At 38.0% G+C, this 25932-nt stretch carries 27 protein-coding genes; 8 read left to right on the top strand and 19 right to left on the bottom strand.

Annotated elements, in window-relative coordinates:
- Nucleotides 1-27: 27 nt before the first annotated feature.
- The 5 genes from I858_RS17600 to I858_RS07790 form a co-directional block, all read right to left on the bottom strand.
- Nucleotides 28-258, bottom strand: a complete 231-nt coding sequence (locus tag I858_RS17600; protein WP_338046080.1) for a hypothetical protein — start codon at nucleotides 256-258, stop codon at nucleotides 28-30.
- Nucleotides 259-308: 50 nt separating this feature from the next.
- Nucleotides 309-425, bottom strand: a complete 117-nt coding sequence (locus I858_RS17595) for a methyltransferase domain-containing protein (protein WP_338046079.1) — start codon at nucleotides 423-425, stop codon at nucleotides 309-311.
- Between the two features lie 68 nt (nucleotides 426-493).
- The gene (locus tag I858_RS17590; RefSeq protein WP_338046078.1) at nucleotides 494-625 is read right to left on the bottom strand and encodes a hypothetical protein; all 132 of its coding nucleotides are present in this window, start codon (nucleotides 623-625) and stop codon (nucleotides 494-496) included.
- Between the two features lie 166 nt (nucleotides 626-791).
- A complete protein-coding gene (locus tag I858_RS07795; RefSeq protein ID WP_065524067.1) occupies nucleotides 792-2264 on the bottom strand; it encodes an aldehyde dehydrogenase family protein in 1473 nt (490 codons plus the stop codon).
- Nucleotides 2265-2290: 26 nt separating this feature from the next.
- On the bottom strand, nucleotides 2291-3022 hold the full coding sequence (locus I858_RS07790; protein ID WP_065524068.1) for an SDR family oxidoreductase: 732 nt from the start codon (nucleotides 3020-3022) through the stop codon (nucleotides 2291-2293).
- Nucleotides 3023-3199: 177 nt separating this feature from the next.
- Between I858_RS07790 and I858_RS07785 the strand changes: the two genes are divergently transcribed.
- Both I858_RS07785 and I858_RS07780 read left to right on the top strand, forming a co-directional pair.
- Nucleotides 3200-3892: a TetR/AcrR family transcriptional regulator gene (locus I858_RS07785; RefSeq protein ID WP_065524069.1), complete on the top strand. Its 693-nt coding sequence runs from the start codon at nucleotides 3200-3202 to the stop codon at nucleotides 3890-3892.
- Nucleotides 3893-4079: 187 nt separating this feature from the next.
- Nucleotides 4080-4277 carry a hypothetical protein gene (locus I858_RS07780; protein WP_065524070.1) on the top strand — a complete coding sequence of 66 codons (198 nt, stop codon included), beginning with the start codon at nucleotides 4080-4082 and terminating at the stop codon, nucleotides 4275-4277.
- Between the two features lie 261 nt (nucleotides 4278-4538).
- Here I858_RS07780 and I858_RS07775 read toward each other — a convergent pair whose 3' ends face one another.
- A complete protein-coding gene (locus tag I858_RS07775) occupies nucleotides 4539-5030 on the bottom strand; it encodes a DUF1648 domain-containing protein (RefSeq protein WP_065524071.1) in 492 nt (163 codons plus the stop codon).
- 210 nt (nucleotides 5031-5240) lie between these two features.
- Here I858_RS07775 and I858_RS07770 point away from each other — a divergent pair, with 210 nt between their 5' ends.
- The 3 genes from I858_RS07770 (at nucleotide 5241) to I858_RS07760 (ending at nucleotide 8631) form a co-directional block, all read left to right on the top strand.
- On the top strand, nucleotides 5241-6482 hold the full coding sequence (locus tag I858_RS07770) for a PucR family transcriptional regulator (RefSeq protein ID WP_065524072.1): 1242 nt from the start codon (nucleotides 5241-5243) through the stop codon (nucleotides 6480-6482).
- A gap of 120 nt (nucleotides 6483-6602) precedes the next feature.
- Nucleotides 6603-7733: an alanine dehydrogenase gene (ald, locus tag I858_RS07765; protein ID WP_065524073.1), complete on the top strand. Its 1131-nt coding sequence runs from the start codon at nucleotides 6603-6605 to the stop codon at nucleotides 7731-7733.
- A gap of 118 nt (nucleotides 7734-7851) precedes the next feature.
- A complete protein-coding gene (locus I858_RS07760; RefSeq protein WP_065524074.1) occupies nucleotides 7852-8631 on the top strand; it encodes a purine nucleoside phosphorylase YfiH/LACC1 family protein in 780 nt (259 codons plus the stop codon).
- A gap of 57 nt (nucleotides 8632-8688) precedes the next feature.
- On the opposite strand, the gene moaA is transcribed toward I858_RS07760, so the two are convergent.
- The 9 genes from moaA to I858_RS07715 form a co-directional block, all read right to left on the bottom strand.
- Complete coding sequence (gene moaA / locus I858_RS07755; protein ID WP_065524075.1) at nucleotides 8689-9705, bottom strand: GTP 3',8-cyclase MoaA; 1017 nt, start codon at nucleotides 9703-9705, stop codon at nucleotides 8689-8691.
- Between the two features lie 16 nt (nucleotides 9706-9721).
- The gene (gene mobA, locus I858_RS07750) at nucleotides 9722-10285 is read right to left on the bottom strand and encodes a molybdenum cofactor guanylyltransferase (RefSeq protein WP_239457232.1); all 564 of its coding nucleotides are present in this window, start codon (nucleotides 10283-10285) and stop codon (nucleotides 9722-9724) included.
- Nucleotides 10282-10515 carry a molybdopterin converting factor subunit 1 gene (gene moaD, locus I858_RS07745; protein ID WP_065524077.1) on the bottom strand — a complete coding sequence of 78 codons (234 nt, stop codon included), beginning with the start codon at nucleotides 10513-10515 and terminating at the stop codon, nucleotides 10282-10284. Before moaD ends, mobA begins: the two co-directional genes overlap by 4 nt.
- Nucleotides 10512-10952, bottom strand: a complete 441-nt coding sequence (locus I858_RS07740) for a molybdenum cofactor biosynthesis protein MoaE (RefSeq protein ID WP_065524078.1) — start codon at nucleotides 10950-10952, stop codon at nucleotides 10512-10514. Before I858_RS07740 ends, moaD begins: the two co-directional genes overlap by 4 nt.
- Complete coding sequence (gene mobB / locus I858_RS07735; protein ID WP_065524079.1) at nucleotides 10939-11460, bottom strand: molybdopterin-guanine dinucleotide biosynthesis protein B; 522 nt, start codon at nucleotides 11458-11460, stop codon at nucleotides 10939-10941. Before mobB ends, I858_RS07740 begins: the two co-directional genes overlap by 14 nt.
- The gene (locus tag I858_RS07730; protein ID WP_065524080.1) at nucleotides 11448-12692 is read right to left on the bottom strand and encodes a molybdopterin molybdotransferase MoeA; all 1245 of its coding nucleotides are present in this window, start codon (nucleotides 12690-12692) and stop codon (nucleotides 11448-11450) included. Before I858_RS07730 ends, mobB begins: the two co-directional genes overlap by 13 nt.
- A gap of 202 nt (nucleotides 12693-12894) precedes the next feature.
- Nucleotides 12895-14178, bottom strand: a complete 1284-nt coding sequence (locus I858_RS07725; RefSeq protein WP_065524081.1) for an L-lactate MFS transporter — start codon at nucleotides 14176-14178, stop codon at nucleotides 12895-12897.
- Nucleotides 14179-14404: 226 nt separating this feature from the next.
- A complete protein-coding gene (gene fdhD, locus I858_RS07720; RefSeq protein ID WP_065524082.1) occupies nucleotides 14405-15199 on the bottom strand; it encodes a formate dehydrogenase accessory sulfurtransferase FdhD in 795 nt (264 codons plus the stop codon).
- A complete protein-coding gene (locus I858_RS07715; RefSeq protein WP_065524083.1) occupies nucleotides 15186-15569 on the bottom strand; it encodes a Na-translocating system protein MpsC family protein in 384 nt (127 codons plus the stop codon). The genes fdhD and I858_RS07715 overlap by 14 nt, the downstream gene beginning before the upstream one ends.
- A 259-nt stretch (nucleotides 15570-15828) precedes the next feature.
- On the opposite strand from I858_RS07715, the gene fdhF reads away from it, so the two are divergent.
- Nucleotides 15829-18756: a formate dehydrogenase subunit alpha gene (fdhF, locus tag I858_RS07710; RefSeq protein ID WP_065524084.1), complete on the top strand. Its 2928-nt coding sequence runs from the start codon at nucleotides 15829-15831 to the stop codon at nucleotides 18754-18756.
- Nucleotides 18757-18770: 14 nt separating this feature from the next.
- Nucleotides 18771-19250, top strand: coding sequence for a helical membrane plugin domain-containing protein (locus I858_RS07705; protein ID WP_065524085.1), 480 nt, complete (start codon nucleotides 18771-18773; stop codon nucleotides 19248-19250).
- Nucleotides 19251-19809: 559 nt separating this feature from the next.
- Here the strand turns inward: I858_RS07705 and I858_RS07700 are convergent.
- Complete coding sequence (locus I858_RS07700) at nucleotides 19810-20520, bottom strand: class I SAM-dependent methyltransferase (RefSeq protein WP_065524086.1); 711 nt, start codon at nucleotides 20518-20520, stop codon at nucleotides 19810-19812.
- Nucleotides 20521-20884: 364 nt separating this feature from the next.
- Between I858_RS07700 and I858_RS07695 the strand changes: the two genes are divergently transcribed.
- Complete coding sequence (locus I858_RS07695) at nucleotides 20885-21856, top strand: proline dehydrogenase family protein (RefSeq protein WP_065524087.1); 972 nt, start codon at nucleotides 20885-20887, stop codon at nucleotides 21854-21856.
- Nucleotides 21857-21913: 57 nt separating this feature from the next.
- Here I858_RS07695 and I858_RS07690 read toward each other — a convergent pair whose 3' ends face one another.
- The 3 genes from I858_RS07690 to I858_RS07680 all read right to left on the bottom strand — a co-directional run bounded on the left by I858_RS07690 (nucleotide 21914) and on the right by I858_RS07680 (nucleotide 25922).
- The gene (locus I858_RS07690) at nucleotides 21914-22717 is read right to left on the bottom strand and encodes a metallophosphoesterase (RefSeq protein ID WP_065524088.1); all 804 of its coding nucleotides are present in this window, start codon (nucleotides 22715-22717) and stop codon (nucleotides 21914-21916) included.
- A 396-nt stretch (nucleotides 22718-23113) separates the two neighbouring features.
- Nucleotides 23114-24184: an ABC transporter ATP-binding protein gene (locus tag I858_RS07685; protein WP_065524089.1), complete on the bottom strand. Its 1071-nt coding sequence runs from the start codon at nucleotides 24182-24184 to the stop codon at nucleotides 23114-23116.
- Entirely contained in the window at nucleotides 24177-25922 is a 1746-nt protein-coding gene (locus I858_RS07680) for an ABC transporter permease (RefSeq protein WP_065524090.1), read from the bottom strand. The genes I858_RS07685 and I858_RS07680 overlap by 8 nt, the downstream gene beginning before the upstream one ends.
- Nucleotides 25923-25932 lie beyond the last annotated feature (10 nt).

The raw sequence follows: 25932 nt of genomic DNA, 5'->3' as shown, positions 1-25932 counted from the left end.
CCTAAAAAATAGTTCATTTTTAATAGTTTACTCTTTTTCTATGCATAAACCAATTATTTGTAAGCCGCTGAAAACAAGTGGGTTTTGACATTCAATTGTTAAAAAAAGCCCTCCGTAGTATGATGTTATGTTTTGCACTTCTAATCCTGATTGTTCTACTAACATGAGTGTATCACGATCCAAATGACAACCATCACATACTTTTTTCCACATTGGAGTTAGTGCTTGTTGCGTTTTCGCCATCAAATTTCGATCCATTTTCACGTGTTCGAATAACAATATTCTTGCGCCTGGTTTACTTGTTCTAATTATTTCTTGAAGTGCCCGTTCTGGTTAGGAATCGTACAAAAAACCAACGTCGCAACAACCGAATCAAACCGATTTTCTTCAAAAGGCAGCTTTCTGCTTTTGCTTGGTATATACAAATAGCAGCTCGCGCTTGATTAATCTGTTCGTCGCTTGTTTGCTCATTTCGAGATTGGTTCAATAGCATCTACTTGTTTAACATTCGTGTAATAGCGAAAGTTTGCGCCAGTGCCAAAACCGATTTCAATACATGCCCGCTTGCTTTTTCAACAAGGTTTGAACGAATTTTTTCAAAACGCAACTTTTCTAGTGGCTTCATTGCAAACATATAGGTAAGGAAACCATTTAGCCATTGCTTACAACTCCTGTCTCTTATTCATCTACTTTTTTAATTTTGCATGTCGTTGAGAACATTTGCAATTGTATAAAATTATTCGTCTTTTAAAAAAAGCACCCTCAAAGCGAGGATGCCGAATTTAACGTTATTATTTTTTTGTATTGTTTACGAATGGTCCATATTCACGACGTTCATGTTGAACGGACAACCATTTTAACGTTGTAAACTCTTCTAATACCCATTGACCGTTAAAGCGTCCAAGACCCGAATCTTTTTCGCCACCGAATGGCATGTGTGCTTCGTCGTTAACCGATTGATCATTCACATGAATCATTCCTGTATGAATTTGATGCGCAATGTTCGTACCACGCTCAATGTTTGAAGAGTGAACAGCCCCACTCAATCCAAACGGATAAAAGTTTGCCATTTTCACTACTTCTTCATCACTTTCAAAAGGAATCAAAATTGCCACAGGTCCGAAAATCTCATTTTTTGCGAGTGGCATTTCATTTGTCACATTTGTCAATACTGTTGGTTCAAGAACGTTGCCATCGGCTTTTCCGCCAAGACGAATTTTCGCACCTTGTTCGACACTTGCTTTAACGTCTGTAAGGATACGATCTACTTGATCGCGGTTAATCAGCGGTCCAACTTGTGTATCTTTATCTGTTGGATCTCCAAATTTCAATTTTTTAGCACGTTCAATAAATTGTTCAGCGAATTCATCGTAGATGTCTTTATGAACAAAAATTCGATTAATGGACATACAAATTTGACCTTGGTGATAAAATTTACCAAATAACGAAGAATCTACTGCTTGGTCGATATTGGCATCGTTCAACACGATAAAGTTGTTGTTTCCACCAAGTTCTAATGCTGTTTTCTTCAATGCACCACCTGCTAGTTCACCAATGTGCTTTCCGACAGGTGTTGATCCTGTAAAAGAAATTAACCGAGGTGTTGGATGAGTAACAATTTCGTCTCCAATTTCAGATCCACGGCCAACAATAACGTTTAATAAGCCTTTTGGCAGTCCTGCTGCTTCGAAGATACTTGCGAATAACAATCCTCCTGTAATAGGTGTATCTGTTGCAGGTTTAATGACGACTGCGTTACCTGTAGCTAATGCAGGTGCTATCGAACGAATGGCTAAATGTAGCGGGAAGTTCCACGGACTAATGATGCCAATGACGCCTAAGGAATTGCGGTATACACGATTTTCTTTGCCGGCTTGTTGTGACGGTAAAATTTTCCCTTCCATACGGTAAGGGAAAGTTGCCGCTTCTTTTAAGATATTAATTGATGCGCCAAATTCAACAGTCGCTTTAATAACTGTGCTGCCAGCTTCTTCAATAAGTAAGTCGATAATCATTTCTTTATTTTCTAACATAACTTCCATTGCTTTTTCGATTACAGCACGTTTTGTTTGTGGCAGTTCTTTTGACCAAGCTACTTGTGCCTCGGCGGCCGCTTTGTAAGCTGCATCTAAATCGCTTTTATCTGCTGCTTGTGTTGTGACAATTTCTTTCCCAGTAAATGGATTGGTATTTTTCATTTGGTTGTCGCTCGATCCTTGGATCCATTCACCATTTATATAAATTTTTGAAAAATCGGTTTTCATACAATATCGTCTCCATTCGTTTTTGTTTACGGTTGTTGTCTTGGACGTATTAGAATTTCATTAACATCCACATAAGCAGGTTGCTCCACGGCATATGCAATAGCGTTTGCAATGTCTTGCGCTTTGAGCATTTCCATTTGTGGACCTTCTTTAAAAGCTGTTAAAATATCATCATCTGTAATAGTAGTTGTTAACTCAGTTTCTACTGCACCTGGTGACACGATTGTCACGCGAATTTCATGTGAGGGATCGATTTCTTGACGCAATCCTTCTGAAATTGCGCGCACTGCAAACTTGGTGCCACTATAAACTGCACTTCCTTTAGTTACGCTGTGTCCTGCGACTGAAGAAATAGTTAAAATGTGACCAGATTTTTGCTTTTCCATAACTGGAAGAACAGCTGCTATTCCGTAAAGAACGCCTTTAACGTTGACATCAACCATACGGTCCCATTCATCTATTTTCAATTTATTCATAAACGATAGTGGCATAAGACCTGCATTATTTACCAGTACATCAATTGTTCCATTTTTTTTCAAGCTAGCCTGGATTAATGAATCCATTTCATCTGCTGATGTCACATCGGTTACTTTATATTCTGCTGTGCCTCCAGCAGTTTCAATTTCTTTCTGCAATTCCATTAAACGTTTTTCGCGTCTGGCTGCAAGAACGACATGATAACCTTTTGCTGCTAACTCTTTTGCTGTTGCTTGACCAATTCCACTGCTAGCTCCAGTAACTACTGCTGTTTTTGTCATGTTAAAAAAACTTCCTTTCTATTTATGGATTGTTTTCCCCTAAAAAATCATTGCCTATTGTGCATATCACATCTACTTTGTTTACCCACAAAATATCTTATGTTAAACATGCAAAAAAATAGTCATAACTATGCAATTTCTTGTGTTATAATTTTCACAAAGATGGAGGTGTTTTAAATGCGAAAAATCTCACCTGGGGAACGACGGATTATGCGACGCTCTTATACTGTAAAAATTATTGATACAATTCGTATCGAAGGATTTCTTACGTTAACTATTCAAGACTTAGCTTATTTAATGGGCATTAGCCGAGCATCTTTGTATAATTTTTTCGCATCTAAAGAAGACATCATTCTTGAACTTACAGAAATTTATATTGAATATATAACAAGAACCAATGAATTTATTAGTAATCCTCGTTATTCATATAAACAACGACTACCTGCTGTTTTTGAACAAACGGTTTTTTGTGCTGTGTATTCTTCTGAAATTTATTTAAGTCAACTAAAATGCACTTGTCCAGAACTCTATGAACAAATTCTCAACTTAACAAAAAAGCGAATGGCTACACTTCATGCGTTTTACGAAAATGGCATGAGTGATGGAGATTTCACTTCATTAAATTCATTGCTCATTATTGAACAAGACGAAGCTGCATTAGAAAGCATTCTTAACTCTACTTTTTTAGTCGATAAAGGCATCTTATTGGAAAACAGTATGTACGATTATTATGAAATTATGAAATATCGTTGTTTTACCAAACCTTCAATCGATCCCGGAAAAGATCCGTATATCGACAAAGCTGTTAGAGTCATCGTCGAACAACTTAGCAAAAACAAGAAAATTTCCGCTCGCAAAAATAGTCGATGATTCGTTTTAGAGCTGTCACATTCTGTGACAGCTCTTTTTTAACTAGTAAAAACAAATTGTTTGGATTTTTCAAAGACTGGGAATAGAATTGAAATGAAGAATGCTATCATAAAACAAGAAAATAATTCAAATATTCCGGTAAATAACATACAATAGAATGTAACTACTGACAAAGGAGATGGTCAATATGAATCTAGAATCGATTAGAGGCTCGAGTATGATTATAAAAATGGCGCGTGCATTAGTGGAGGACGGCTGGTTGTTTACTCCCAATGAATTTGACGTCATCGTTAAAGCAGAACATAGAGAAACTGGAGAAGCCATCTCTTTTCACTCGATCGGTAACTTAAAAAGATGGATGTATGAAAAAGCATTAAGCTATTAATTAAACTACTAAACCCCCGTTAGTTAATTTAACTAACGGGGGTTTAGTAGTTAGTATTAAATTGCTATTTTTTTACACAGCTCTGCATCGATTCCTTTTTTCTTTAAACTTTCAACGATTTCACTAGCTGTTCGGATTTTTCGGATTGCACAACATAAGTTTCTACTCATCTTCATCATCCTCCAACGACTTTTATACATTTAGTATACAAAGCAAATGTGAACAAACTATTACCAAATCGAATTTCTTTCAAAGTTTAGTTTAATTACGAAGCATTCGAATTATAAAAAACAACACCGTAGAGAAAATAATAACAAGATATATTGGCACAAAGAAAATCCCTAATCCTTCAGCCGTTCCGATGGCAATGCGAATATCTTGGACGATAATAAAACTAAACAAGATCACAATTTCATTTTTCAAAACATTGACCATTAATCGTCCGTTTTTGTATTGCGTTTCCCTGTTATCTTCTTTTAAATTTAAATAATTATAGGTATGAGGATATTTTTCAAGTATTGTCATCCCTATCCATAAGAAGACTCCCACTAGTGGCAAAATGAAGAGTTCACTTTTACTTCCCCAGCTGTCGACTTTTCCGGTCCCATCATAATGTACTGGGACTTGGGCTGGTGTTGATCCGAACTTTGTTATTACATACAATACGGCGCTTAAGAAAAGAATAAGAGATATTTTATCAAAAAAACGCTCCCATACGGAACGAGGCAATGCTATCTTTTGTTGCTTATTCATAAATTTATCCTCTCCTTTTACTAACTGTTGTTACAGGTATTTTTGTTAAGCTCTTAGTTTATCTGTATTGGACTGAAATCCATATTTACCACGCTTTTAAAACAATTTCACAGTTGACTTTTCTAGAGTAAGTTCCCAACTTTCGTTATACTTAATGATAAACCTACTAAATCATATTAAGATAAATCGAATTGCTTAAGGAGTTGCTCTATGGAAGAACTGTCACTTGAAAATCTATTTAAAAAACCATTTTTTGATTTGAAAGAGTTAGTGGATAGTATTCAAGAGTGTTTGCATTGTCCTACGACCATTGAAGATACTAATCATCGCTTGCATGCCTATAGTTCTCATGGAGTAGATGCAGATCTTGCACGAATCGGTACCATTGTTTCACAACGTGTTCCTGAAAACGTCATCAATCGTTTATGGAAAGAAGACATTATTCCAAAATTGATGAAAGCAGAACACGCAGTGCGTATTCCACATATTGAAGATATTGGACTACGCGATCGTGTGGCTATTGCTATTCGGAAAAACACTGAAATATTAGGATATATTTGGATTGTTGAAGGACCTAAAAAATTGAACGATAAACAATTAGAGATGTTGAAAGACGCAGCTTCTGCTGCGGCACCGTTGATGGCAAAACTCTATCAAAACCGAAAGCGAAAAGAAGAGGATTATCAAGACTTTCTATGGCAGTTATTGACTGGAGACTATCAAAACCGAGATGAAATTCATGGGAAATTTCACGAGTTGAAATTGAAAATACCAGATTGTTTCACTGTTCTCGTTTTTCAATTTGAGCAAGACATATCACGGAAAATGGAAGAACAAATTGCTTATCTCATTACAACTAGCCAGAAAATCACAAATCATTTTCTCGTTGTTATGGATAACGCGTTAATTTTAATTGCTTCTCCACACTTTTCTCAAATTAATAATAACGCATTCGAAGAATTTATTGTATATTTCACTTCTGAAATTGCTAATCGTTTTTCGATTTTAGGTGTCAAAGGAAGTGCTGGCACAAGTTATTCTGATTTTAGCAAAGCACAAGCGAGTTACAAAGAAGCTCGAAAAGTACTCGATATGAAAAAATTTTTCCCTCAAGAACTTGAATCCGTTTTTCACTTTAATCGTTTAGGCCCATTTCGTTATTTGGATCTTCTCCAACACGAATGGCACGACAAACGAAACGAACATCCAGCTATTGAAAAACTCGAATCCTATGATCAGCTACACAAAGCCAATTTACTAAAAACACTCGAAGTTTACATTCAACATGATAGCAATATGAACGAGGCAGCAAAACAATTATATGTTCATACGAATACTTTGCATTATCGCATCAAACGCATATCAGAAATTGGTGGAATTCAGTTGACTAATGTCCATGAAAAACTGAGTATTTACTTGGATTTGAAAGTACGTAAACTAACTCAAAAGTGACTCTTTGTATATTTCCACAAAGGATTTAGTTAATTTTCTGCATTTAGTACAAAGCAGTCTAATAGGCTTTACGCTATACTTGTGGATATCTACACCATTCGCTTTAAGGAGGAAATAATAATGATTATTGGAGTTCCAAAAGAAATCAAAAATAACGAAAATCGTGTAGCAATTACGCCTGCCGGTGTCGATTCTTTTGTAAGAGCAGGTCACGAAGTTTTAATTGAAACAACTGCAGGTCTAGGTTCTAGCTTTACAGACGCTGACTATACAGCAACTGGCGCTAAAATCGTTGAGACAGCTACAGAAGCTTGGGCAGCTGAAATGGTTTTGAAAGTAAAAGAGCCTGTTTCTTCAGAATATCAGTACTTCCGTGAAGACTTATTATTATTTACTTATTTGCACCTTGCAGCAGAACCTGCATTAACACAAGCACTTGTTAATAACAAAGTGACAGCGCTTGCTTATGAAACCGTTTCAATCAACCGCACACTTCCCTTGCTAACACCAATGAGTGAAGTTGCTGGACGAATGGCCACTCAAGTAGGTGCACAATTTCTTGAAAAAATTTATGGCGGAAAAGGCGTATTATTATCAGGCGTACCTGGCGTACAACGCGGCAAAGTTACAATTATTGGTGGCGGTGTTGCGGGAACAAACGCAGCAAAAATGGCAATTGGTCTTGGTGCACAAGTAACAATTATTGATTTAAGCCCAGAACGCCTTCGTCAACTAGATGATATTTTTGGAACTGATGTAACAACGTTGATCTCCAATCCGTTGAATATTGCCGAATCTGTGAAAGATTCTGATTTAGTAATTGGTGCTGTTTTAATCCCAGGATCTAAAGCCCCTAAATTAGTAAAAGAAGATATGGTCAAAGCAATGAATCCTGGATCTGTCATTGTAGACATCGCAATTGACCAAGGTGGTATTTTTGAAACAAGCGACAAAATTACAACGCATGATAACCCAACTTATGTAAAACACGATGTGGTTCATTATGCCGTTGCGAATATGCCTGGCGCTGTTCCACGCACTTCAACAATTGCATTAACAAATGTTACTGTTGGCTATGCTCTTCAAATTGCTACTAAAGGCATTCAAAAAGCAGTAGCAGAAAATGCTGCATTAAAACTTGGCGTGAATACAGCAAACGGTCACGTAACTTATGAAGCTGTTGCAAAAGACCTCGGCTATGAATATGTTGCAGTTGACGAAGCACTTGCTCGATCTACAACACAATCGTAAATTTGTTTACTTACAGTCCTTCGCTTTTTCAGCGCTAGGACTGTTTTTTTATTTAACTGTTCGACTATTGCTATACATCCGGATTTGCTTGTTTTATATTTAGTAAAGGTGATAAAAAATGACAACGAAATTTTATACAAACAATCAACTATTTATTTCTGGAATGACGCAAAAAAACAGCACCATGCCCGAAGACAATAATATGGCGCTACATGCTTGCGAAAATTCACAAATGATTATAAAAAACCGCGAGAATTTAGCAGCTTCTTTAGGCGTTTTACTTACTGATTTCATTTGTACACAACAAACACATAGCGCGAATTTTCGTCGTGTAGCAGCAGCTGATAAAGGATGCGGAGCTCTTGACTGGAATTCAGCTTTTGCAGACACCGATGCCTTATACACCTTTGATTCTGGAATTATCTTATGTAGCTTTTCAGCCGATTGTGTCCCTGTCATTGTCCATGACAAAAAAACAGGTTTAATTGGAATTATTCATTCTGGATGGCAAGGCACAGTAAAAGAAATTACGTTAAAATTACTCCAACACTTGATCCAAGTCGAAAAATGCAATCCAACTGACTTGGAAATTCAACTTGGCGCATCCATTAGCCAACAAAAATTTGAAGTCGATCGAGACGTCTTTTTAAGATTTGAAAACTTAGGCTATGCCGATGAATTTATGTATCTTAACTCTCGTACAAACAAGTACCATATTGACAATCAAGAAATCGTTAAAAAACAATGCCTACTTGCTGGAGTTTCTTCTCTACAAATCCAAATGGACACAACGTGTACGTTTTCTGATATTTCCGGATTTTCGTTTCGAGAAAATAAAAAATGCGGAAGACATTTAATTTTTATAACTAAAAAAGATGTTAACCAAAGACTTAGTTAGTATAAAAAGGCGATTTCTAGTTTTTTAGAAATCGCCTTTTTATTATTCTTCTATAACTTAACCACCAATATAAGACATACCGATTTTGTTTCGATTTTTCGCTGTTAGCTCTGTTCGCTCGTCCGAGTAACGATCGTCTCGACGTTCCCAAACTGCAGATATTTTCTCAAATAGTTCTTCATCACTCAAGCCATCGCGAATCAATTCGCGAATGTCAAAATGGCCGGTTGCGAACAAACATGTGTAAAACTTGCCATCAGAAGAAAGGCGCGCACGTGTGCAAGAAGAACAGAAAGATTCTGAAACAGATGTAATAAATCCGACTTGACCTTCTCCTTCTTCAAAGCGATAGCGCTTAGCTACTTCTCCGTAATAATCTTTATCCACTGGTTCTAATTGATAAACGGTTTGCAACTTCTCTAAAATCTGTTTTTTAGTAACTACTTTTTTAAAGCTCCAACCATTATCATTGCCAACATCCATAAACTCGATAAAGCGCAGCGTTATGCCTCGTTCTTTGAAATAAGCAGTCATAGGTAATATTTCTTGTTCGTTGACATCTTTTTGAACAACCATATTGATCTTAATTTCAAATCCGACTCTTTGCGCAAAATCGATTTGTTTCAAAATATGTGAAGGATCGACTCCTCGACCATTTAATTGTCCAAACAACTCCGGATCTAATGCGTCCAAACTAATATTCAAACGTCGCAGTCCTGCATCGTAAAGAGCTTGTGCCTGATTGCCAAGAAGCAATCCATTGGTCGTCAAACCAATGTCTTCGACTCCTTCAACGGAAAAAATTTTTTCAACCAATTCTGGCAAGCCTCTGCGCATCAACGGCTCTCCGCCGGTTAATCGAATTTTTTTAACGCCCATCGCCACAAAAACTTTGGTTAGGCGATGAATTTCTTCAAATGATAATAATTCTTGCTTTGGCAAAAATGCATAATCATCCCCAAAAACTTCTTTGGGCATACAATATGAGCATCGGAAATTGCAACGATCGGTGACCGAGATTCGCAAATCCCGTATTGGACGTTGAAATTGATCCTGTACTGGGTTTAAAGTCATGATGCCATCTCCTTTTTTAGTCATCCGGATAGTTTACGTTGCGAAAAACATGTTGATCTTTATGAATTTCAGATGTATCAATCCATTCAGTTGTCACTTTTTCCATAAATTTCATAACCCTCAATTGCCCAACTTCTAGCTCGTTTTGCAGCAAATCTTTGATGCAACCGTCCCAAATACTAAACAACGGAATCCTTTCATTTCTATTCCAAACAGTTGTAATATCTGCTTTTTTATCCGCTAAAGCAACAAATTTTGTTGTTTCTGTAGGTCCAATAAATGGCATATCGCATGGCAACACCACATATTTGTCTGCTTTTTTGGCAGTCATTCCTGAGAAAATACCAGCAAGCGGACCTTTTCCTGCAATCCAGTCAAGATCTGTGATGACATCGTACTCAGTAGGAAAACGAGACAGCAATTCCGGTCTAGAAACAATGATGATGTCGTCGCATACGCGATCGAGAGCACGATATGCATGTTCATAAAAAAATTCTCCATCTATTTTAGCAAAGGCTTTTGGCGAACCAAACCGACGAGACAATCCACCTGCCAGCAATATTCCAATAGTCAATGTCACCCACCGCTTACCGGTGGAATAAAAGCAACAATATCTCCAGACTCGAGTACGTCTGTTGGCAATGCATATTCTTCGTTGACAGCTAAACGCGCTGCACCCGACTGGAAATCTGGATATTTTTCAGTTGCCCATTGCCATAATTCTTCTACTGTATGACCGGCCATATCTACTTGTTCTTCAGAAACACCTGTTTGTTCTTTGAGCCCTGCAAAATAACGCAAGTTAATCATGCGAACCCTCCTTCTGGCTTTTTCTTTTGGTTGCCAATCCACTCTTCGCCATCTTCCCAAATTTCTTTTTTCCAAATTGGGACAATTTCCTTAATTCGTTCTATCGCATATTCATTTGCTTCATAAGCCGTTTTTCGATGCGGTGAAGAAACTGCAATGACAACAGCGATGTCACTAATTTGCAACTCACCAATGCGGTGAGCAATAGCTACATTTGTGCCTTCCCAGCGCTGTTCAATTTCTTGACCAATTTGTGCTAATTTTTTCTCAGCCATTGGTATATATGCTTCATAAGATAAATGCAAAGTCCGCACACCTTTTGTCCATTCGCGCACGTGTCCTGTAAACAACGTGACTGCTCCGGCTTCTGGTCTCAAAACATAGTCTGCATAAAGTTGAGGTTCAATTGCGGTTGTTACGATTTCAAATGCTTTCATGTTTGTCACCATCCATCCAATTTATAAACCAAGAATGTAATTGCTTATAATCATTCTGAAGAATGACTGGGATCTTGTCCAGTTCTACTGCTTCTGATGAAATAACTAATCGAACATTCTCTAGCTTTTGAAGCGTTATCCAGTCCTCTTTACAATTGAGTAAAACTATTTTTTCATACGCTCCTTCTTTAAACCCTTCAATTAAAACCAGTTCTGGATTTTCACTAGAAGCAAGCGTGATCAATTCATTAAGTGTTGCGTTTTGTTTTCGTTGATGCAGCTGAATGATTCCACCACCATAAGCAACAGAACAATTTGCTCCAGCAGAAAACTGACGAACGCTGTCGGTTTTATTGTTCGGCATATCAAGAACCCCACCGTGTCCATGATGCTTGATCGTCGAAACAGTTTTTCCTTCATGTTTTGCTTGTTTGAGTAAAGTTAGCAGTAATGTTGTTTTTCCGCTATTTTTATACCCGACGATTTGAAGCACTTTCACAGCTGCCACGTGTCAGATCCTTCTTCTACACCAAGAAGCAAGACATCTACAGAGTCACCAATCGTGTATCCTCGTGAACCACCTGGTAAGACCATCAATGCATTGCCCCGTGCAATAGACGACACAGCATTCGATTTATTAAATCCGGCCGGTGTTACGATTTCACCATCATAAACTGCGCGAACAAAACGAGTAAATGGGTTGGCTTTTGTAAAGTCTTCTCCAAGTATCGCTTTCGTGTGGGGCATATAAAGTTTTGTTGCACTCATCATTTTCAACAGTGCTGGACGTGTAAATAATTCGAAACCAGTAAAACAAGCAGATGGATTACCGGACAAACCAAATAATAATCGTCCATTTGCGATGGCGACTGTTGTTACGCTTCCTGGGCGCATGGAAACTTTATTAAATAACACATGCGCTCCAAGTTTTTTATAGATTGCAGGAAGAAAATCGAAATCTCCCACCGAAACACCACCTGTAGTAATGAGACAATCTGTTTCTTCTGCCGCTTTTTTAACAACTTGGTAACTTTCTTCTAACTTATCAACCGATATGCCATACATTTTACAGCGCAAACCCATTCTTTTGAGTTGTGCTACAATCATCGGACCGTTGCTATTTCGTATTTTCCCCGGTTCTAACTCATCTTCAACTGCTAATAATTCAGTTCCAGTCGAAAGAATGCCTACAATCGGCTGTTTTGAGACCAATACTTGAGAGTAGCCAAAAGTCGCCAGTAAGGCGATTGTTCCTGGATTAATAAAACTGCCCTGTTCAATCACCACTTCTCCTTTTTGAAGGTCTTCTCCTTGCAGAGATATGTTTTCTAATGGTATGAACGGCTTCCGAATTGTAATGTCTCTAGCGGTTTCTAAGGTTTGTTCAAACATTACTACAGCGTCTGCTGCTTCTGGCAGTTGCGCACCTGTCATAATCCGGATTGCTTCAAATGCTTGCAATTTTTTTGCCGACACTTCTCCCGCACCAATGTGATCAATCACTTTAAACGCAATACGATTGTCACCTGATGCCCCTTTGGAATCTATCGACCGAATAGCAAATCCATCGTAAGGAGAACGATCGAAAGGCGGGACATCATTTGACGCAACGATTGGTTCTGCTAAAATACGTCCGTAGCTTTCTTGTAAATAGACTAGTTCCGTTCCGATTGAACGAACTTGTTCTACTACTCTTCTTACTGCATCTGCAACGGGTAGTGGTGTTCGTTTCTCGACCATTTTAAACAGCTCCTTTAAGAAATTAAATTGTCACCATACTTCAGAGTAGTTATGTATTTTCTCAGTTAATTTATAGTTCTTATCGTACTAAACTTATACAAAGTAATGCAGACTGTCAAATTGACATTTCAGAAAAATAAGAAAAAACCTTGAAAACAAAAGCTCTCAAGGTTTTTAGAAAATTAGTTGTTGATGATAGATGCTAATCACTGACGACTTCAGGGTTACCTGACACTTCTATTTTTTCGTTTTTAGCTCGCAATCTCCGTATATCTAAGCGAATGACGAGTGAGATCACGAGTGCGACAACAAATAGGCCCGCAAAGAACACAAGACTACTTTCGTAGCTTCCTGTTTTATCCTTCATGAAAGCTGCAAATAAAGGACCCACTAACCCTGCTGCTGCCCATGCTGTCAAAATATAGCCGTGAATTGCACCTAGTTGTTTCGTCCCGAAAATATCTGCAATATAAGCAGGAATTGAAGCAAATCCACCACCATAGCATGTGTAAATAATAGCTAACATGATTTGGAAGAATATTGCGTTTGTTGTAAATGGCAAGAATGCAAATAACGCAATTTGGATAACAAAAAATGCGGTATAGGTGTTTGGACGACCAATGTAATCAGAAATGGTAGCCCAGCCAAGACGCCCTAGTCCGTTAAAGATTCCAAGAACACCAACTAGCGCCGCTGCTTGTACGGTCGTCATTCCAATACTGTCAATTGCCATGGGTTTTGCAGCAGATAAAATAGCAATTCCGCACGTGACATTAATAAACAGCATAAACCATAAATAATAAAATCGTTTTGTTTTAATGGCTTCGTTGGCAGTTAATTGAGACAAGTCTACTTTCCGTTCAACTTTTCCGCTATTTATCTTTTCATCAAATCCAACTGGTGACCATCCTTCTTCTGGCTTTTCAAGATACAGAGAAGATAACAACATAATCACTAAATAGGCACTACCTAGAATATAAAAAGTTTGTTCGACTCCGACTGAAGTGATGAGTTTTTCCATGATTGGACTGCTAATCGCTGCTGCAAATCCGAAACCCATAATTGCAAGGCCAGTAGCAAGACCGCGGCGGTCAGGAAACCATTTGACCAAAGTTGAAACTGGTGCAATATAACCAATTCCGAGTCCGATTCCACCGAGTGCTCCGTAAAATACATAAAGCATTGGTAATGATGAAGCGCTTACAGCAAATCCTGAGCCAATAATACCCGTTCCGAAAAACAAAGCTGCAACAATTCCAGATTTTCGCGGACCATACTTTTCCACAAAACTTCCGAAAAACGCAGCGGACAACCCTAAAAATAAGATGGCAATACTAAACGTTAATTGTACTTGGCTAGTCGACCATCCAAATTGATCGATCAAGGGGTTTGTAAAATTACTCCATGCATAAACAGATCCAATCGAAATATGTATCCCCACTGCGGATAATGCTATTAACCATCTGTTTTTCGGCTTCTTTTTCATATTCTTTGACCTCCTGTTAAAATTGGTATGAGCTATGTGAAATGATTTCTTAAAGCTAAATCATCAATTTTTCGAGTATCGAAGCTACTAATTTTCAGAAAAAAACTATTACCATATAACTTAAACAACCTTTTTACTTATTGCTTGCAATTTGAGAATAATTAGACGATTCGAATCATAGCATCCTTTTTTTTATTTGTCACCATTTTTTTTTGGATAGGTTTATTTACGTGGTATCGATAATTCGTTTGGCATGTGTATACAAGTTGAATGAATCTCCACGAATAAAGCCGACGGTCGTAATGCCAAGTTGATCAGCTAAACTTAGTGCTAATTCAGTTGGAGCCGATTTTGACAAGACAATTTCACAGCCGATTTTTGCTACTTTCAATAAAATTTCAGAAGAAATTCTGCCGCTAAAAACGATGACTTTGTCACGAACATCAATATTGTTTAGCAAGCAGTATCCATATATTTTATCTAAAGCATTGTGTCTTCCAATGTCCATCCGCGAAATGATAATGCCATTTGCATCGCATAGAGCAGCATTATGAACGCCTCCTGTCTGCTTGAACATTTTTGCAGAATCAGCCATAGCCGACATCAATTGAAAACAATTTTCTGGTGATAGCGTTACCCGAACTTCAGTCATTTCTTTAGCAATCATTGCATCATGTGCAAAGACAAATCCTTGTCGACTCATGCCACAGCACGAACTAATAAATCGCTTGTTTTGCAATTGCTCAAAAAATGGATACACTTTCTCAGCTGTAACATGGACCGTTCCTGTTTTTTCGTCTACTTGTACATCTTTTATATCCTTGTAATTGGGAATAATACGCTCAGACACTAAAAAGCCAATAGCCATTTCATCCATTTTTTCTGGAGAGCAAACAATTGTGATAAATTCTTTGCCATTGATTTTAATCGTAGCTGGCTGTTCTACCACTACACAATCTTCTTTTTCGGTAAATACGCCTTTTTCGAAGCGGATAATTTTACGCGTGTTATCTTGCTTCATCAGGTTTACCTCCACCCATGCTTTGTTGATCTATCACTTGGTCAAAAAGAAAAACGGAGACAGCAATATCATCTTCTACTTTAATATCCGAAAACAAATGCACGAACTTTGCGCCGACTAGCTCTTCCATGCCTTCGGGTGCAGCCGATGCGTAAACAGTTTGTATCATTCTGGTTCGTGCTGCATGAACCATTTCTCTTCCTTCAGGAGTTCGTGCGATAAATTGCTCGGACGGGCTTAAGTTTCCATACAATGTGGCGATAGCCATATTGTTGACAAATACCGTGTGAATACGCTCAGGTCCTTTGCCGAACAGATTTTTTCGCAATTTTCGTATGATGTCGTTAAATTCGTGAATCTGTCTGGACATTTGCATAGACTCCCCTTAGGTTATTAATTATTTATTGATTATTTGATATTTTTGTTGTGTAACTCATTTTTACTGTTTATAATAATAGCATACGTTGGTCCTGTCGTAAGTCATTGCGATAGTGCTCTCACTCTACTCTATATGCTTGGATTGGTCATTTAACAAGTCCTGTTAAAACACTATTCCACTATGAAACAGATACACTTGTCAAGTGTGTTCTTCATGGTGGATTTTTTTATATCAAAAAGGAGGTTTTTGCATGCCTATAAAAATTAATGGTTCCCCTACTGAATTTGAACAAGGTAAAACTATATTACAAGTGCTAAACGAACAAAAAATTCTTCATCCGCAGATTTGTTATATGCCCGAAGTCGATCCAATCGAAACGTGTGATACATGTATCGTTGAAGTAGATGGACAACTTGTTCGCTCTTGTTCAACCGCTGCAGTTGCAGGAATGGATATTCAACTAGCATCTCCACGTGCAAAAGAAGCACAAACAGAAGCAATGGATCGAATACTTGAAAATCATTTGCTTTACTGCACGGTTTGCGACAATAACAACGGTAACTGTAAAATTCACAATACCGTAGACCTAATGGAAGTTGAACATCAAAAATATCCTTTCGAACCAAAATGCTCTGTCGACGAAGTCGATTTAACAAATCCATTTTACCGCTATGATCCAAACCAGTGTATTGCCTGTGGTCAGTGCGTAGAGGTATGTCAGAACTTGCAGGTTAACGAGACGTTAACGATGGACTGGTCACTTGACCGACCAATCGTCCTTTGGGATGGCGGCGCAAAAATCAATGACTCTTCATGTGTTAGCTGTGGGCAATGTGTAACAGCTTGTCCGTGTAATGCGTTGATGGAAACATCTATGCTTGGTGAAGCTGGATTTATGACAGCCATTCCAGAAAAAGTTCTAACGCCGATGATTGATTTGGTTAAAGACGTAGAACCGGGATATAGTGGCATTCTAGCTATTTCTGATGCCGAAGCAACAATGCGTGAAACGCGCACGAAAAAAACCAAAACGGTTTGTACGTTTTGCGGTGTTGGCTGTTCATTCGAAGTATGGACAAAAGATCGTGAAATCCTGAAAATTCAACCGGTTTCAGAAGCGCCCGCAAATCAAATCTCCACGTGCGTAAAAGGCAAATTTGGATGGGACTTTATAAACAGCGAAGAGCGCATCACCACTCCTTTGATTCGTAAAAATGGTGAATTCGTCGAAGCTAGCTGGGAAGAAGCACTTGATTTAGTTGCATCAAAATTTAAAGCGATTAAAAAAGACAATGGCAAAGATTCAATTGGCGTCATTTCTTCTTCTAAAATCACCAACGAAGACAATTACGTCATCCAAAAACTTAGCCGTCAAGTATTTGAAACAAATAACGTTGACAACTGCTCACGTTATTGCCAATCTCCAGCGACAGATGGTTTGTTCCGCACAGTCGGAATGGGTGGAGATGCTGGAACCATCAAAGACATCGGTAGCGCTGGACTTGTCATCATTGTTGGCGCCAACCCTGCAGAAGGTCATCCGGTTTTAGCAACTCGCGTCAAACGCGCTCACAAATTGCACGGACAAAAGTTGATAGTAGCTGATATGCGAAAAAACGAAATGGCTGAACGCTCAGATATTTTCATCACGCCCAAACAAGGCACTGACCAAGTGTGGTTAATGGCTGTTACAAAGTACATGATCGACCAAGGTTGGCATGATCAACAATTCATCGATGACAATGTAAACTATTTTACTGACTTTAAAGATGTACTAGAACAATACACATTAGAATATGCCGAAAAGCTGAGCGGCGTTTCAAAAGAGACAATTATTCGCACAGCTGAAATGATTCGTGATGCTGATGGAACGTGTATTCTTTGGGGTATGGGCGTTACACAAAATACTGGTGGATCAGATACATCTGCTGCAATTTCTAACTTGTTGCTCGCAACAGGCAATTATCGTCGCCCAGGTGCTGGCGCTTACCCGCTTCGTGGTCATAACAATGTTCAAGGCGCTTGTGATATGGGCTCATTACCCGGCTGGTTGCCAGGTTATCAACATGTATCTGATGACAATGCTCGCGAAAAATTTGAACAAGCTTACGGTGTGAAAATCGATAGCAAACCAGGTATGGACAACATCAAAATGTTACAAGCTGTTGACGAAGGCATTATGAAGGCCATGTACGTCGTTGGTGAAGATATGGCTTTGGTTGACTCAAATGCTAATCATGTCGATGAAGTATTAGCAAAACTCGACTTTTTCGTAGTACAAGACATCTTCTTCTCTCGTACGGCGCAATACGCAGATGTTATTTTACCTGCTGCACCATCACTTGAAAAAGACGGCACGTTTACCAATACTGAGCGTCGCGTTCAGCGTTTGTACAAAGCGTTGCCAGAACTTGGCCAGTCAAAAGCTGATTGGTGGATTGTTCAAGAAATCGCAAACCGTCTAGGTGCAGGCTGGAACTATAGCCATCCAAGTGAAATCTTTGCTGAAATGGCGAGCTTGTCTCCCCTGTTTGCAAAAGCAGATTATTCAAACATGGAAGGATGGGACAGCTTTTTGTGGGGTAGCTTAGAAGGCGAAAGTACGCCACTACTTTATGTAGACGGCTTTAACTTTCCTGACAAAAAAGCACGGTTTGCTTTATCTGATTGGGTTGAGCCGGTAGTATTCCCAGAAGAATACGATCTTCATATTAACAACGGTCGTTTGTTGGAGCATTTCCACGAAGGCAACATGACCGATAAATCGGAAGGCATTCTTTCTAAATTACCAAAAACATTTGTTGAAGTGTCTCCAGAATTAGCAAAAGAACGAGGTCTTGAAGATGGCTCGACAGTTCGTTTAGTCTCTCCTTATGGTGCTTTAAAATTGCCAGTCATTGTCACTGGACGAGTTAAAGGAAATGAATTATTCTTACCAATGAACTCGACGAAAAAAGAAACAGCAATCAACTTCTTGACAGGACCTGCTGTTGACCAACGGACAAATACGCCTGCCTATAAGCAGACGAAAGTTCGTATGGAAGTATTAAAAGATCACGTCAAGAGCCCGTTACCAAAATCTAATCCGCGTGATAAAAAACGCACGCCACAATCTGGCATTGAAGTCGAACGAAAATGGGCACGTGAAGGCTATGTGCATTTGACAGATCAACGATAGAAAGGTGATGGCCTATGGCAAGTCCAATAACGCAAATCACAAAAAGACAATGGACAACTGAAGAAATTCGTCAGCAAAATCTTTATGAACTAGAAACGATGATTGCTGAACAAAATCAAGCACTCAATAAATTATTGGCTATTACCGGAGATTTAGATAAGGCAGGCGTTCTCGATGCTGTCGTCGCAATGGTCAAAGCAAAAGAAGGCATCGCTGAAATCGTCATGGAACAAGCTACACGTAAACCTGTAACAAATCTTATTAACAATATGATGAGCGCAGCGGGTGCTTTAACTGCGATTGATCCATCATCTACAGAAAAACTAGCTTCAAGTGCTGTTCATGGACTAAAAGAAGCTGAGTCGCAAAATCACAATGGCAAGAAACTAGGAGTGTTTCAAATGGTTAAAGCATTCAGAGATCCTGATGTTAACCGCGCGATCAAGTTTGGACTCAATTTCCTGAAAGGTATGGGAAAAGGATTAGATAAATAGTTTCCATAAATAGGTGAATTTCATATACAGGGGCGGCTTGTTTTATAGCCGCACCTGTTTTTTTATGTTAGGTAGAGTTTGTCCGCTATGACGACTATAATTGAGCGATTATCTCTTTTAACTATTCAAGAGGTTTTAGAGCGTTCTGTTATATAGAAGGAACTGCAAAAGATAAGCCAGTAATTTTGTTCTGAGAGTGATTGAATCGATCCCAAAAGCTGAAACCTCCAATTGCGCAAACAACAGTGATTTTTTAAGTAGAATGGGATAACAATGCAAATACATCAGAATAAATAAAGAACCAAAGAACAATCTCTACTCCAAAGCTATCTAATATAGCTACTCACTTCATTTATCTATTTAAAGCAATGCTTTTGAGCAGCGAATAAAAGGACAATAAAAAACACAGATTATTTAAAAATTTTTTCTTCCTTGCTATGAAATGAGATAGATTCCCGCGAGCTATCAATCCTTTATGAATATGAACGATGCATGAGTAAACAATACGAATAAAGCTCAAGCTACTCGGTCTTTCCTGAGTGGCTTGAGCTTTTGATGTTTAAAGGTCTTTTACAACTTCTAAAATTAAGAAATTTGGACTTTGCATTAATTTATTGTATTTTTCAGGTTCTAAGCTGTTAAACCTTTCTGTAGGTTTTGGTTCAATGACTCGTTCAATCGAAAAATAAGGGTGCAATCTGTCAAAAATTTCACTCAAAGATCTACGGAAAAATGGCACGCTATACACCTTCCCTTCTTTATGCCACGAGTCAACAATTAATTCTGTTGAAAAATAATCGATATCGTCCAGCAATTTAAGATCTGTTAATGGGTGATGAATAGACATTAAAAAACGGCCACCTGGTTTTAATACACGATGAAATTCTTTAAAAACCAATCTCCAATCCTCTAAATAATGCAAGGTCAGTGAACTAACAATCCAATCGAAGCTATTATCGTTAAAAGGCAGGGCTTGTTCTAAATCTAAATTCAACACCTTTGCGTCGTCACCAAGTAACTTTTTTGTGTACTTGACCATTTCGGGACTAATATCCACCGACGTTACATCTGCTCCTCTATTATCCAGTTGCTCGGAATACCATCCTGCTGAACAACCCGCATCGAGTAGTTGCACTCCTGACAAATCGAGTGGTATTTGCTGCAACATTGCGGGTCTTTCATATTGTGTATTATATAGATTTTTCGCATCATCCGTTTCTCTATAAATGCTTGCCAACTCATTGAATACTTCTATTACTTGCTTTTTCATATGCCAACTCCTATTCATTTTTTTATAATAAGTATTGTTCAAGCGAACTGCTCTTTCTAGATTTTGATACAAGGACGTAGCTTGATGCAGAATACGTATCTTTTTTTATCAAAGTTTATTTATGTAGCTAGCTGTACACTTGATTGTCACTTTCTAGAGCATTGTAAGCAAAAATCAATTACTAATTTTGAAATACCAAAAATAAAGATTGCAATATGCATTATTTTTTTGCATTATTAGAGATAGGGATAATTATTAATGCAAAATTTTTTTGCGGTAACATTTTATTCTATATATGTTGAAGATTTATTTCTTCAACAATTTGTTCCGTTATAAAATACAGAGAAGATTGGGGCAATAAAAAATGATCGTAAAAAACTTCTTTATCCATCTTTCAGAAAACCAATTTTTAAACAAAGCAGCTCAAAACTATGGTTTCAAGCTTGGCGCACATAGCGTCGTTGCCGGAACTAATATAGAAGAAGCTATCAAAAGTATTAAAGAATTAAATGCACAAGGCATTAGCTGTACTGTTGATAACCTTGGAGAATTTGTGCATGACAAAGCAGAAGCTTTAGCAGCTAAAAAGCAAATTTTAGGCGTTGTAGATGCTATTCAAAAACATAAAGTAGATGCACATATTTCATTAAAACCTTCACAAATTGGTCTTGATATCGATTATGATTTCTGTAAAGACAATATTACAGAAATCGTTGAAAGAGCAGCTAAGTATAATATTTTCATCAATATTGATATGGAAAACTTTGCGCGTCTTCAACCGTCGTTTGATTTAATGGAAGAATTAGCGAAAGACTATGACAACGTTGGAACTGTTATTCAATCTTATTTCTTAAGAGCACAAGATGATATTAAGAAGTACAGCAACTTTCGTTTGCGCATTGTTAAAGGGGCATACAAAGAACCTGATACTGTAGCGTACCAAACAAAAGAAGAAATCGATGCTAATTTCATCAAATTAATTGAGTATCATTTGTTACACGGCAAGTTCACATCGATTGCGACACATGATCACAATGTTATCAATCATGTAAAACAATTTGTCGTAGAACACGATATTTCATACGATAAGTTTGAATTCCAAATGTTGTACGGCTTCCGCAAAGAAATGCAGGTAGAGCTTGCAGCACAAGGTTATAATTTCTGTACGTATATTCCTTTCGGCACTGACTGGTATGGCTATTTTATGCGCAGACTGGCTGAACGTCCACAAAACTTAAACTTGGTCGTGAAACAAGTGTTTACGAAAAAAACCAATACTGCGCTTGGTGTAGTTGCTGGTGCATTTTTACTTGGTCGGTTAACAAGTAAAAAATGAATAAGAAAACCTTCAAGTTTTTTGAACTTGAAGGTTTTTCTATATAAACTTAGTTAGTTAAATTTCAATTATTTTCATCGTCGAACTAATTTCTTGTTGCGGTAATTCACTTGTCCATTCATGAGGAAAATAACCAAGTGGATTACAAATGCAGTCAATTCCTCTATACTCTTCGTGGTAACGCGTATGAATATGTCCGAAAACCAGTTTTTTTACCCTATACTTTTCAGCCAATGCACCAAAACCTGAACTTCCCATCATGGCGTTAAAAAAATCCCATGCGGGCTCGTTTTTTACATGAACAAAATATTTAAACGGCACAAAATGGCTAACCATAATGATATTTTTATGCTGATGTTCTGCTAGCCAAGCATCTAACTTAGCCACATATTTTTCTGCAACCATTTCGTCTTTTTCAAACCAGTTGGCATGTATTTTATCAGGCCATGTAAAGTCATCAAATCGCCCGTTGGTAAACTCTTCGTTCGTAAACTCTTTTTCGCCAAATGAGTAGTCATACCATCCACCATCACCAATCACGACCCACTCGCTGTTTAAATGGACTGGCCCATGTCCAAGATTCCCTTGAAACTTCATCAATGTATGATACGCAACACGCGAATCCTCATGATAGACATCGTGGTTGCCATGTACGTATAGAATTTGAATCTTTGGCAATTCACTTTGTAGTCGCTTTAACAAATTCAAGCTTTTATCTGGACCTGCCGTTATGTCGCCACTAAGTATAAAAACGTCTGGAACTTGTTCGAGTAAACTTTCTTTTAAAATCGCAAAAATATCTGTTTCCGTTTTCTTCCTGTTAATTCCTTCGTGAATATCTGACAACACAGCGATTTTCAATAGTCATTCTTCTTTCACTCAATTTATTCCATTTCATGCTTTTACTAGCAGTTTTTCATTTTTTAACTAAGAGCCAGAGTGGTAAGAATATCTAATGCAAACACACTTAAAAATCGACAATAGCTAATCGGTATAACAGTTCAGAGGTTGTGATATTCGCAATAATCTCCGCTCAAATGACTTTGACATAGAAAAATTACAGTCTTTTTTTAGTTCATTTTTCAATTGATTTGTAAAATTATCAAAATAAAAAGTTATCTTATATCTCTATCTTAATCCTATTATATAGTTTCAGCAATTACGTTTAGTAATTATTCATTTGAGATGTTGTTTATTATGTCAAAAAGAAAAACGTTCGTAAAGTGAATAGACACTTTGCGAACGTTTGCTATTTTCTTAAGTTGAAATCAATATCTCTTTTTGTACTAAAGAATTTTTCAACGAAATACTAACAAAATCTCCCGTTTCAAAGCGCTTGCTGAATACTGATTCGTGAATTGTCCACGTTGCCTCTTCTACTTCTACTGTATAGTGAATTTCATGACCTTGATATTGAACAAATGATACAACCCCTTGCAATCCAGCACTTTCTGGTGACATGAGTTGGAATTGTTCTGGACGAACCGGATAAATCCCATTTTCTTTAAAACCCGCTGTAACACCAAGATCTGGCCACGTATTTTTAGAATCAATAGCAGGCACAAACTGTTCGTTTCGCCATTGTCCTTTTACTAAATTACACTTCCCTACAAAAGTCGCTACAAATTCCGTTTCTGGGCGTGTGTAAAGAACTTCAGGCGGTGCAATTTGTTCAATGCGTCCTTTATTCATTACCACAATTTTATCCGCAATAGCCAGTGCTTCTCCTTGGTCGTGTGTAACAAAAACGATTGAAGCTTTTGTTTCTCTGTGTAGCTTTTGAATTTCTTTGCGCATTTCCATGCGCAACTCAACGTCTAATGCACTCAAAGGCTCATCCATCAATAATAAGTTCGGTAAAGGTGCAATAGCTCGCGCGAGTGCTACACGCTGTTTTTGCCCACCTGACAACTCTGAAGGATAGCGCTCTGCTAAAGCATCTAATCCAACCAATTTAAGCACTTCATTCATTCGTTCTTGCATTTCTTTCTTGTTTTCTTTAATTTTATTGGGATGATAGTTGAGCGGAAATTTGACGTGTTCTGCAACCGTCATATGCGGCCATAATGCGAATGATTGAAACACCATTCCAATATTGCGTTTTTCTGGTGGTAAGACTCGTTTTTTTGAAGCCAAAACTAGATTGTCCATTTCAATAGTACCATCTGTTGGTCCCATAAACCCTGCCAATAATTTAAGCAAAGTCGTTTTTCCGCACCCCGATGGACCGAGAACAGCAATAAATTCCCCTTCGCCGATCTCCAAGTCAATCGAATGCAAGGCTGTAAATGATCCATACTTTTTTGATACATTATTGACTTTAATCATTTTTTTTCAGCACCTTTCTGTCCCACAACCTACTAAGCAGCAGAAACATTCCCCCACCAAATAATATGCCTAATACAAGAACCGTAGAAAACGCGGTTGAATAAGTTGAATACCCAGCTTGTTCGTATCCAAATATTACCACACCTACTGTTTCAGAGCCTGATGACCAAAGTAAACTAGATACGGTCAACTCTGTAAGAGCCATTAAAAATACTAAAAGCGCACCACTAAAAATCCCTGGGAATAGCAGTGGCAATAAAATTTGTCTCCACTTTATCCAACCCGAAGCACCAGAAGTTCGTGCTGCTTCTTCCATAGAAGGATCAATTTGTAAAAATGCTGTATAGCTGCCTCGCACTTGTAGCACAAGAAAACGCGTGACATACGCAATAAACAAAATCCACACTGTTCCGTATATGCCAGGATTCCATCCGGGGATAGGCTCAAGCCACATAAAAATCATACAAAGTGCAAATACCGTACCAGGCAATGCATATGGAATGGTCATAAATAATTCGACTGTTTTTGTACTCCAGTCCGGATACTTAAAGCGTAAATACGCAACAGCTGTACCGACAATCAAACATATGATCATTGTAAAAAAAGCTAATTGCAAACTATTAGATAAAGCTGTTAATGGTTTTGAGTCTGTTAAAAAAACATATTCATAATTACGCAATGATAAATTTTCAAGCTTAAATGGCACACCATAAGCCGAGATGAGCGATAATGCCCCCATCGTAATGAGCGGCATTAAGCTCGTCACTAATAAAAATACCCACAATGATGCTTCAAGTAGCTTTTTTTTGCCAGCTGATAAATAAATGCGTGGCGTTGAATCACTTCTATTCGTTTCGTTTACACGACTGCGGCGCAATAAGAACCATTGTAATATAGTACCCGCTAACGCAATCACACCAAGTATGACCGACAAAACAGCCGCACGTGAAAAAGCAGATGGTCCGAATCCGACAACTTGTTCATAAATATACGTACTCAACACGCGAATATTTGCAGGAGTTCCTAAAAATGCAGGGATTCCAAAATTATCAAGATTTGATAAAAAAGCAATCAATCCGCCACTAGCAATACCAGGCAACGCAAGAGGCATCACGATTTTCCAGAATGTACGCTTTTTCGACAAACCGCTTGTTGCAGCCGCTTCTTCTAATTCACGTGGAATTTTCCGGAAGACGTTTACAGTGAACAAATACACGAGCGGATAATGCGATATTCCCAGCAATAATATAATTCCGCCGATGCTGTATAAGTTCGGCGCTTTCAAATCTCCTGGTAGCCATGACAACATCGCTGTTACGGGACCTGATGCGCTAAAAAACTGTGTCCATGCAAGCGTGGTTATGTATGAAGGAATAACAAATGGCAGAAAAATAAAAAGTTGCATGGCTTTTTTACCACTCAACTCAACATATGCTACTAGCCACGAAAACAATATGCCCAGTACTAAAGCTAGTATTGTCGAACCAAATACAACAATTAATGTGTTTTTCACGGTCTTCCACGTGGCCGGTTCGTTTAGTACTTCTGTGTAATATTGCATTGTTAACGATCCGTCATCGACAAAACTCAACCAAACAAGACGCAGTACTGGTAAAAGAAAAAAAACAAAAATAACCAGCAATCCAATTACTTTATACAAATTCTTACTTTGAAAAAAGAGAGAAAAAGAGGAATCCCTCTTTTTTCTCTCTCTATCCTCCGGCTGTTTTGCTGTCATCTAACTAACT

Source organism: Planococcus versutus (assembly GCF_001186155.3).
In the GTDB taxonomy this organism is placed as follows: domain Bacteria; phylum Bacillota; class Bacilli; order Bacillales_A; family Planococcaceae; genus Planococcus; species Planococcus versutus.
The sequence above is the reverse complement of the archived record's forward strand: the minus strand, read 5'-3'. Positions and strand labels throughout refer to the sequence as shown.

Bases quoted from the DNA above. Each gene is read 5' to 3' on its own strand.
- I858_RS07730 (WP_065524080.1), bottom strand. From the start codon at position 12,692: ATGGTCGAGAAACGAACACCACTACCCGTTGCAGATGCAGTAAGAAGA.
- I858_RS07725 (WP_065524081.1), bottom strand. From the start codon at position 14,178: ATGAAAAAGAAGCCGAAAAACAGATGGTTAATAGCATTATCCGCAGTG.
- I858_RS07775 (WP_065524071.1), bottom strand. From the start codon at position 5,030: ATGAATAAGCAACAAAAGATAGCATTGCCTCGTTCCGTATGGGAGCGT.
- fdhF (WP_065524084.1), top strand. From the start codon at position 15,829: ATGCCTATAAAAATTAATGGTTCCCCTACTGAATTTGAACAAGGTAAA.
- I858_RS07680 (WP_065524090.1), bottom strand. From the start codon at position 25,922: ATGACAGCAAAACAGCCGGAGGATAGAGAGAGAAAAAAGAGGGATTCC.
- fdhD (WP_065524082.1), bottom strand. From the start codon at position 15,199: ATGAAGCAAGATAACACGCGTAAAATTATCCGCTTCGAAAAAGGCGTA.
- I858_RS07795 (WP_065524067.1), bottom strand. From the start codon at position 2,264: ATGAAAACCGATTTTTCAAAAATTTATATAAATGGTGAATGGATCCAA.
- I858_RS07715 (WP_065524083.1), bottom strand. From the start codon at position 15,569: ATGTCCAGACAGATTCACGAATTTAACGACATCATACGAAAATTGCGA.
- I858_RS07785 (WP_065524069.1), top strand. From the start codon at position 3,200: ATGCGAAAAATCTCACCTGGGGAACGACGGATTATGCGACGCTCTTAT.
- I858_RS17590 (WP_338046078.1), bottom strand. From the start codon at position 625: ATGAAGCCACTAGAAAAGTTGCGTTTTGAAAAAATTCGTTCAAACCTT.
- I858_RS07740 (WP_065524078.1), bottom strand. From the start codon at position 10,952: ATGAAAGCATTTGAAATCGTAACAACCGCAATTGAACCTCAACTTTAT.
- I858_RS07790 (WP_065524068.1), bottom strand. From the start codon at position 3,022: ATGACAAAAACAGCAGTAGTTACTGGAGCTAGCAGTGGAATTGGTCAA.
- moaD (WP_065524077.1), bottom strand. From the start codon at position 10,515: ATGATTAACTTGCGTTATTTTGCAGGGCTCAAAGAACAAACAGGTGTT.
- moaA (WP_065524075.1), bottom strand. From the start codon at position 9,705: ATGACTTTAAACCCAGTACAGGATCAATTTCAACGTCCAATACGGGAT.
- I858_RS07695 (WP_065524087.1), top strand. From the start codon at position 20,885: ATGATCGTAAAAAACTTCTTTATCCATCTTTCAGAAAACCAATTTTTA.
- I858_RS07705 (WP_065524085.1), top strand. From the start codon at position 18,771: ATGGCAAGTCCAATAACGCAAATCACAAAAAGACAATGGACAACTGAA.
- I858_RS07770 (WP_065524072.1), top strand. From the start codon at position 5,241: ATGGAAGAACTGTCACTTGAAAATCTATTTAAAAAACCATTTTTTGAT.
- I858_RS17600 (WP_338046080.1), bottom strand. From the start codon at position 258: ATGGATCGAAATTTGATGGCGAAAACGCAACAAGCACTAACTCCAATG.
- I858_RS07760 (WP_065524074.1), top strand. From the start codon at position 7,852: ATGACAACGAAATTTTATACAAACAATCAACTATTTATTTCTGGAATG.
- I858_RS07700 (WP_065524086.1), bottom strand. From the start codon at position 20,520: ATGAAAAAGCAAGTAATAGAAGTATTCAATGAGTTGGCAAGCATTTAT.
- I858_RS07780 (WP_065524070.1), top strand. From the start codon at position 4,080: ATGAATCTAGAATCGATTAGAGGCTCGAGTATGATTATAAAAATGGCG.
- I858_RS07685 (WP_065524089.1), bottom strand. From the start codon at position 24,184: ATGATTAAAGTCAATAATGTATCAAAAAAGTATGGATCATTTACAGCC.
- ald (WP_065524073.1), top strand. From the start codon at position 6,603: ATGATTATTGGAGTTCCAAAAGAAATCAAAAATAACGAAAATCGTGTA.